The organism is Pseudomonas sp. R62 (genome assembly GCF_000257605.1).
GTDB classification, from domain to species: domain Bacteria; phylum Pseudomonadota; class Gammaproteobacteria; order Pseudomonadales; family Pseudomonadaceae; genus Aquipseudomonas; species Aquipseudomonas atacamensis.
Map to the genome: position 1 here is coordinate 2,210,970 of NZ_JH635998.1, position 8,171 is coordinate 2,219,140.

Annotated in this window: 7 protein-coding genes and 1 pseudogene; 7 read left to right on the plus strand and 1 reads right to left on the minus strand. The window is 61.7% G+C overall.

Annotation, left to right across the window (positions count from 1 at the left end; genetic code table 11):
• The 6 genes and pseudogenes from OQK_RS10950 to OQK_RS10975 form a co-directional block, all read left to right on the plus strand.
• Positions 1 to 340, plus strand: a pseudogene (locus OQK_RS10950) (glycosyltransferase family 1 protein); the annotation flags it as partial.
• Positions 334 to 1,635, plus strand: coding sequence for a glycosyltransferase (locus tag OQK_RS10955; RefSeq protein ID WP_016772421.1), 1,302 nt, complete (start codon positions 334 to 336; stop codon positions 1,633 to 1,635). The pseudogene OQK_RS10950 and the gene OQK_RS10955, both read left to right, overlap by 7 nt.
• Complete coding sequence (locus OQK_RS10960; protein ID WP_016772422.1) at positions 1,632 to 2,786, plus strand: acyltransferase family protein; 1,155 nt, start codon at positions 1,632 to 1,634, stop codon at positions 2,784 to 2,786. The genes OQK_RS10955 and OQK_RS10960 overlap by 4 nt, the downstream gene beginning before the upstream one ends.
• Positions 2,780 to 3,607 (plus strand): class I SAM-dependent methyltransferase, encoded by an 828-nt coding sequence (locus OQK_RS10965; RefSeq protein ID WP_016772423.1) that lies wholly within the window; start codon positions 2,780 to 2,782, stop codon positions 3,605 to 3,607. The genes OQK_RS10960 and OQK_RS10965 overlap by 7 nt, the downstream gene beginning before the upstream one ends.
• Before the next feature lie 59 nt (positions 3,608 to 3,666).
• Positions 3,667 to 4,851 carry a DUF3142 domain-containing protein gene (locus OQK_RS10970; RefSeq protein WP_016772424.1) on the plus strand — a complete coding sequence of 395 codons (1,185 nt, stop codon included), beginning with the start codon at positions 3,667 to 3,669 and terminating at the stop codon, positions 4,849 to 4,851.
• Entirely contained in the window at positions 4,838 to 6,973 is a 2,136-nt protein-coding gene (locus OQK_RS10975) for a hypothetical protein (RefSeq protein ID WP_016772425.1), read from the plus strand. The genes OQK_RS10970 and OQK_RS10975 overlap by 14 nt, the downstream gene beginning before the upstream one ends.
• Here the strand turns inward: OQK_RS10975 and OQK_RS10980 are convergent.
• Positions 6,970 to 7,599 carry a LysE family translocator gene (locus OQK_RS10980; protein WP_016772426.1) on the minus strand — a complete coding sequence of 210 codons (630 nt, stop codon included), beginning with the start codon at positions 7,597 to 7,599 and terminating at the stop codon, positions 6,970 to 6,972. The two genes, OQK_RS10975 and OQK_RS10980, sit on opposite strands and share 4 nt — an antisense overlap.
• 145 nt (positions 7,600 to 7,744) lie before the next feature.
• Between OQK_RS10980 and OQK_RS10985 the strand changes: the two genes are divergently transcribed.
• The coding region (locus OQK_RS10985) for an Lrp/AsnC family transcriptional regulator (RefSeq protein WP_016772427.1) at positions 7,745 to 8,171 on the plus strand (427 nt) is incomplete at its 3' end.

Genomic DNA, 8,171 nt, shown 5'->3' on the forward strand with positions numbered 1-8,171 from the left:
CGCCCCCGATCACACGGCGATGAAAGACTACATCGATGACTCGGTGGCGTTCGTGGTCAAGTCCAGTCAAGAGCTGACGATCTGGCCGCAGGACACGCGGATCATCTACCGCACGCTGCGGCACCGCCCCGACTGGGGCTCGCTGAAAAACGCCTACGAAAACAGCTATCGAATGGCCAAGGCCCAGCCGCAGGAGTATCAGCGGATGTCTGCCGCCGCCGTCGCGCGCATGCAGCAGTACTGCGCCTTCGCGCCGGTGCGCAAACGCCTCGCGGAGTTCTTTGCGCTGACAGCAGGCCCCACCGATGCTGCGCCTGTGACGGATAACGCCCCATGCTGATCATCATTCATTCGGAAACCAACCGGCACACCATTGCGCAGAACCTCGGGCGTTCGGAGTACAGCTATTACTTCGTGCTCAAGGAATATCGTCCGGTGCTCGAACGCATCGGTCGGGTGGTGGAAGTGGCCGATCCGCAGACAGAAGTCGATGCGCTGTATCTGGAATGCCTGAGCCGTGGCGAGCCTTGCGTGTTTCTGTCGTTCTCGCCGCCGCATCGCACCCCCGTTCACCTGGCCTGTCCGACGCTGCCGGTGTTTGCGTGGGAGTTCAGCACGATCCCCAACGAAGCCTTCGCGGGCGAGCCGCGCAACGACTGGCGTAGCGTCTTGCATGCCTGCGGGGCGGCGATCACCCATTCCAGTTATACGGTCAACGCCGTGCATGAGGCGATGGGTGCCGAGTACCCGATCGTCGCGGTGCCGGCGCCGGTCTGGGACCGTTTTGCTGCCCGTGGCGCGAAAATGCCCGAGCAAGCGCTGGCCGCCGCGTACAGCCTGACGATCAAAGGCCTGGTCGCGGACAGCCGCACCCTCAATCTGAATGCATTCGGGCCGGCGCACCTGCGCAGCGGCGACGGCATCGACTTCGCCGCGCCGGCCTCCGAACAGACGCTGATGCTTGACGGTGTGGTTTACACCTCGGTGTTCAATCCCGGTGACGGGCGCAAGAACTGGGAAGACATGCTCAGTGCGTTCTGTGTGTGTTTCCGCGATGTCGAAGACGCGACGCTGGTGCTCAAGCTCACTCACCACGACGCCGAAGAAGCGCTCAGCGATATCCTCCACCATTTGTACAAAAACCAGTCTTATCGCTGCCGGATCGTTCTGATCTACGGCTACCTCGCCGATCCGGACTACGAGCAACTGGTGCAGGCCACGCGGTATGTGGTCAACACCTCGTACGGTGAAGGGCAGTGCCTGCCGCTGATGGAGTTCATGTCCTGCGGCAAGCCGGCGGTCGCGCCGCGTACCACGGCGATGATCGATTACCTGAGCACCGCGAATGCCTTTCTCATCGAGTCCACGGATGAGCTGACAGCCTGGCCTCACGACCCGCGCAAGGCCTTTAGAACCCTGCGTTACGTGACCAACTGGACCTCGTTATGCGAGGCCTATCGGGCCAGTTATGACGTCGCGAAAAAACAGCCGCAGCGCTATGCCGATATGTCCGCGCAGGCAGTCGACAGTTTGCAGGCGTTCTGCAGCCAGGCTGTGGCTGAACAGCGTTTGCAAGGGTTTCTGACGCAGTTGTTCGAGCATCGTGCGCCTGCCTTGGAAGCCCCTCAAGCATGAACGGCAAGCGCATCATGGACGTTGAAGTCCTGCGTGCGGTCGCGGTGCTCGCGGTGTTGTTCCATCATCTGCAGGACAATCTGTTCACCGACCCGGTGCCGTCGCTGGCCCGGATCCACGAATGGGCGCAGACGTGGTGGGGCGTTGACCTGTTTTTTGCGATCTCCGGTTTTGTCATCGCCCGGAGCTTGATCCCGGTGCTGCAAGGCTGCACGACGGGCCAGGAGCGCTGGCAACAGGTACGCCATTTCTGGCTGCGCCGGGCTTTTCGGTTGTTGCCTTCAGCTTGGCTGTGGCTGGCGCTGATCCTGCTGGCCTGTATGTTTTTCAATCGATCCGGTGCGTTCGGCACGCTATCCGCCAATCTTCAGGCGACCCTGGCCGGGGTACTGCAATACGCCAATTTCCGCTTCGCCGACAGCTTCTTCCAATACGAATATGGCAGCAGTTTCGTTTACTGGAGCCTGGCGCTGGAGGAGCAGTTCTACCTGCTTTTTCCGTTGCTGATCCTGTTGTTTCGCCGACACCTGGTCTGGGCATTGCTGGCGCTGGTCGCGCTGCAGATTCTGACCGTACGCACGCCGTTGCTGATGGTAGTGCGCACCGACGCGCTGGCCCTTGGCGTACTGTTGGCGATGTGGAGTGCGCAGCCGGGTTATCAGCGCTGGCAGCCCTCGTTCTTGCGCCGACCATGGCTTGGCATTTCGGCCTTGATTGTCATTGCAGTGCTGTTGAGCTTCATGGCGACCGACCGTTTTACCTTGGCCAGTTTCCGCATCGGTTCGATCGCCGTGCTCAGTGCGCTGCTGGTCTGGATCGCCTCGTACAACCGTGACTACCTGATGCCTGCCGGACGCATTCAGCGCTGCCTGGCCTGGATCGGCAGCCGCTCCTACGGCATCTACCTGATCCACATCCCCGCTTATCTGCTGCTGCGTGAGCTGATCTTTCGCTTGCAGAGCAGCGGTCTGCCGAGCCCGGCCGGACATCCCATCCTTACGGTGCTGATTGCCTTTGGCCTGATCGCGCTGCTCAGCGAACTCAACTATCGCTTGGTCGAAATGCCGATGCGCAATCGCGGTGCTGCGCTGGTCAAGCGCCTCGGCACCTCCCGAACTGCAGTTACCTCACCCGGAGCCACCTCATGCTGAGCTTTTTGAAGAAACTCTCGGCGACAACGCCTGCGCAAACTTCGGCAGAACCGGTCGCTGCGGTTGCCGATAAAGTCGATCCGTACATGCTCGGCCTTTACGATGCGAAGCTCAGCGGCTGGTTCAACCAGGAGACTCACGAGCTGTACACGGGATTCGCTGTGAGTGCTGACGACACGTTGCTTGATGTCGGTTGCGGTGATGGCGGCAACGTGCACTTCTGCGGTACGCGCGGGGCGAAGATCATTCTTGCCGATATCGATGCGGCCAAGGTCGAAGCCACCCGCCAGCGTCTGAGCGACACGCCGGCCCGGGACATCGAATGCCACGTTACCGACTGCAACCCGCTACCGATTGCCGACGCAACGGCAACGCGTGTGGTCTCCACCGAGGTGATCGAGCACGTTGATGATCCCGCGCAGTTTCTTGCCGAGCTGGTGCGTGTCGGTAAACCGGGCGCGTTGTATCTGCTGAGCGTGCCGCATCCCAGCTCCGAGGACCTGCAAAAGGACATCGCCGCGCCGGAGTATTTTCAGAAACCCAACCACATACGCATCATTAGCGACGACCAGTTCAAGGCCATGGTCAGCGAGGCCGGGCTGGAGATCATCAGCCACAGCCAATATGGCTTCTACTGGTCGATGTGGATGATGTTGTTCTGGGAAGCCAAGGTCGATCTCAGCAACCCCGATCACCCGATGCTCGAGCACTGGGCCAACACGTGGCAAGCGGTGCTGGATTCCCCGCGCGGTGCACAGATCAAGCAGGCGCTGGATGCGGTGGTGGCCAAGAGTCAGGTGATTATCGCGCGCAAACCCTGATCGTCTGCGCAGGGTTTTGTGTAACCTTGCAGCCCTGTGGCTTCAGGGATTTTCAAGGTATGCGGTTTATTGCGGGTCTGATCCTTAGCGTCTTGCTCGCAGGTTGCGAGCAACACGTCGCGCCGGCCCTCGACCAGCAACTCTACGTCTGGCAACGCCAATGGACCCCTGCGCATGAACCGGCATTGCACGACAGTCGCACTGACTTCTCGACACTGCGCGTGCTGGCGTTGCAGGCCTTTCCCGGCGAGCGGTGGAGCAGGGCGCGAGTTGATCCGGCGTTGTTGAAAGCTGATGGTCGCGCTCTGATCGCAGTGATTCGCCTCGATGGCCAGTTGCAGTCGCTGGACCAGCAGCAGGTCACCGAGCAGATTCTGCAGGTCATTGCCGATTGGCAAGCGCAAGGCCTCACGCTGAACGGTATCGAAATCGACCACGATGCCGGCAATGCACGGCTGCCCGTGTACGCTGAATTCCTCAAACACTTGCGTGCGGTCTTGCCGCCATCGTTGCCTTTGAGCATCACCGCGCTACCGGCGTGGCTCGATAGCGCGCAGTTGCCGGCGCTGTTGCGAAGCGTCGACAGCAGCGTGTTGCAAGTCCACGCCGTGAGCGATCCGCGACTGGGTCTGTTCGATCCCGAGCAGGCGTTGAAATGGGCCAAGGCCTGGGCACGTATCAGCGACAAACCGTTCTATCTGGCGCTGCCGGCCTACGGCGTTGCGCTGTTGAGCGATGACGGTGGCGCGCCGGTAGTGGAAAGCGAAGTGCAACTGGAGCGCGGCGGGCAACGCCGGGAGTTGCTCGCCGATCCGCAGCAACTCAGCCAATTGGCCAAGACTTTGCGCGAGGATCCGCCTGAGCATCTGACCGGTTTGATCTGGTTTCGCCTGCCGCTGGCCAACGATCGTCGCGCCTGGAGCCTGGCTACTTTACGCGCGGTGGCTCGCGGAGATGTGCTGAACAGTCAGTTGCGCCTGTCATTCAAAGAGCAGGGCGGTTTGTATGACATCCACCTCGATAACCGCGGCAATCTCGACAGCCCGTGGCCCGCGCAAATCACCCTAAAGGCGCGGGATTGTGCAGGCGCCGATGCGCTCACCGGTTACTCGTTGCAACAAAGTGCCAATCTGCTTACCTTCACCCGCCTGCGTGACGGCCGCTTGCCGGCGGGCGGACAGCGCGCTGTCGGTTGGGCGCGTTGTGCACATATTGATCAAGGAGGTTCGCATGTTGACCCGTAACTGGCCCCGCCATCTGCTTTGCCTGAGCCTCAGCCTGCCGCTGGGTTCGGCGCTGGCCTGCGGCCCGGACTTCCCGATGCGCCTGCTCGACAACCGCGCGCAGACCCTCGCCGATCTGCCCGAAGGCAGTTTCAGCTTCGAAGTCAGTCGCCTCGGTAAAACCATTGCCGGGCTGAAAAATGTCACAGCGGCGACCCACAACCCCAACGATTATGCCGAAGACAACGCGTCAGAACTGGCGCGCGAACAGGCTGAGCAGGTGGGCCTGAGCGTCGAGCAATACGCTGTGGTCAAGCGCCTTCGCGGGCTCAGCGATGCACGTCAGGCCGAGGAACAGGGCGCCAGTCTGCCGGTGGAAATCCGCTTGTACGTCGCCGGCGCGGTGGCCTTTGCCACCGGCGACCATCAATTGGCCACGGAGTATTTCAACAAGGTGCTGGCGCTGCCGGCGGACCAGCGTCCTTTGCGCAGCACGTGGGCGGCGTATTCCCTCGGGCGCATCGCCTTCGCCATGAGCAACGAGGCGCACGATCGCATCGAAGCGCTGGAAGAAGCGCGCGATGCCTTCCGGCAGGCCCGGCAACTGAGCATCGACGGCTTCAGCGATCCGTTGGAACTGGGCGTTGCCAGCCTCGGTGAAGAGGCGCGGGCGTTGCGCAGCGCGGGCGACTGGAGCGGCGCCATCGAACTGTACGAAGCACAGAACCTGCACGGTTCGGCCGTCGGCTACACCTCGCTCAAGCAACTGATGAACGAACTGGCCGAGTTGCCGGAATCTCAGTTGGCCAAACTGCTGCAGCAGCCAGCAGTGCAGCAACTGGTCACGGCATCGCTGGTCAGCCGTCAGGGCTGGTCTTTCGGTGAGCAGCCGTCGAATGAAAAGAAACTCGTCACTCTCTTGCAAAACAGCACCCGTGGCAGCCTCGACAATGCCGATCGACTGGCAGCGATGAGTTATCAACAGGGCGACTACGCGTCTGCCAAGGCCTTTCTGGTAAACGCCGGGGACGGCGGACTGGCCTGGTGGCTGCGGGCAAAACTGGCGGTGCGTGACGGCGACACGACTGCTGCTGCCGCCGCCTACGCCAAAGCCGCCCAGGCCTTTCCGCAGAATGAAGACTGGGGTTATCGCCGCACGCCGGACTGGGCGTTTGAAACGGTGCAGCCAAAATGCCGGGTCGAGGGCGAAAGCGCGATCCTGGCGCTGCAACGCGGCGAATACCTGCAAGCGTTCGTGCAGCTGTATCGCAGCAACAGCCTTTACTGGTTCGATGCCGCCACCGTTGCCGAGCGGGTGCTGACGGTCGATGAGCTCAAGCAGTACGTCGATGAGAACGTGCCGGCGCCGCCGCCATTGACGCAGCAGGAGCGCGACAACTATGTGCCGCTGTCGGTGGCCGCCAATCTGCGCAATCTGCTCGGTCGGCGCTTGCTGCGTGAGGGGCGATACGAGGAAGCGGTCGGTTATTTCGCCAGTGACGATCTGCAGCACAAGGCCCGGCTCTATGGCGAGCAACGGCTCAAGGCCGAGTCGGCGTGGTGGCCGAGCAAACGCGCCAGTGCGTTGTACAACGCCGCATGGACGGCCCGGGAGTGGGGCATGGACATCCTCGGTTATGAGATGGCCCCTGATTACGCCACCTTCGGCGGCAATTACACGCTGGAGAGCACGAAGCTGGATGTCGGCCCGCTGATTTCCACGGCGGAAGTGCAGCGCCAGCAGGCCAGCGCCGCGCAACCGGATCAGCGTTATCACTATCGTTTTGTCGCCACGGCACTGGCCAGTCGCGCCGCCGATAACTTGCCGCACACCAGTCAGGCGTTTGCTGCGGTGTTGTGCAATGCCGCCGGCTGGAACAGCAGCCTTGAAGACCAGAGTGCGCTGTATCAGCGCTACGTCAAGGAAGGTCCTTATGTGCCGTGGGCGCAAGACTTCGGCAATCAATGCCCGTACCCGGATTTTGAGAATGCCGACAAGCGCTACGTCACCCAGGTGACCGATGCCGTGCGTGGGACGCTGCGGCCGTACAAGTGGCCGGTGCAGATCGGCGCGGTCATCCTGGTCGCTGTTGCTGCGCTACTGCTGATCAGCCGTCGTCAGCGCAAGGTGCGCAAAGGCTAGGCCTGTTGAATGAAGCTCAGGCGTACGGCGAAGCCAATCAACAGACTGCCGAACAGCCATTGCTGAGCGCGCTGGGCGGTTGGACTGTGTTGCAGCCAACGGCCCAGTGCCGCGCCGGTCATGGCGACAACACTGTCGAACAGCAGGCCGACGCTGACCAGCACCAGGCCGAGCACGGCGAACTGTGTCAGCACCGGCGCGCCGCCGCTGACGATAAACTGTGGCAACAGTACCGAGCAGAACAGCAACGCCTTGGGATTGAGCAGGTTGGTCAGCAAACCGCGACGGATCGCATCGCGCCGCTGGCCGGGAGCAGGTGCCTGCTCTTGGGCTTGCACGCTCGGCACCAGCGAGCTGCGAAAACACTGGATGCCGATCCACAGCAGATAGGCCGCGCCGGCGATGCGCACCACGTCAAACGTCCACGGCGCCGTTTTGAACAGCGCCGCCAGCCCCAATGCCGCCAGTGCCACGTGGCAGCCGCGGGCGATGGCCAGGCCCAGCGCGGTGGCCAGCGCTGCACCTCGACCTTGCCGCGCACCGGTTTGCAACAGCAGGATCATGTCCGGTCCCGGCAGTAGCAGAACCACAGCCAGCGTCAAAATAAACAGCCACAGACTTGCCACATCACACCCCTTTTCGATGTCGATTTGCTCGCGCCAGTCTAGAGCGAGAGGGCAGGGCAGGTGCTTGCGTAGTCGGCTTCAATTGTTCGCAGCTTTGGCATAACCTGCTGGTTTTCAACCGTCAGACTATCGGGATCTGCCAAAGATGAAACTCGACGCCTATGACCGCAAGATTCTCGCCGCGCTGCAACGCAACGGGCGTTTGAGCAATGTCGAGCTCGCAGAAGAAATCGGCCTGTCGGCTTCGCCGTGTCTGCGCCGGGTGCGCATGCTGGAAGAGGCGGGGGTGATTCGAGGCTACCAGGCCAATCTGGATCGCGATGAAGTCGGGCTGGGACTGACGGTGTTTGTCGGGGTCAAGGTCGAGCGGCATAACGAAGAACGCGCCGAGGCTTTTTATGCGGCCGTCACTGCGTTGCCTGAGGTGGTCTCAGCGTTTCTGGTGTCCGGCGAATCGGACTTTTTGTTGCAGGTAGTGGTGCCTGACTTGCGCGCTTATGACCGCTTTGTCAGCGCGCACCTGCTGAAGCTGCCGGGGGTGAGCGATATTCGCAGCAACTTTGCCATTCACA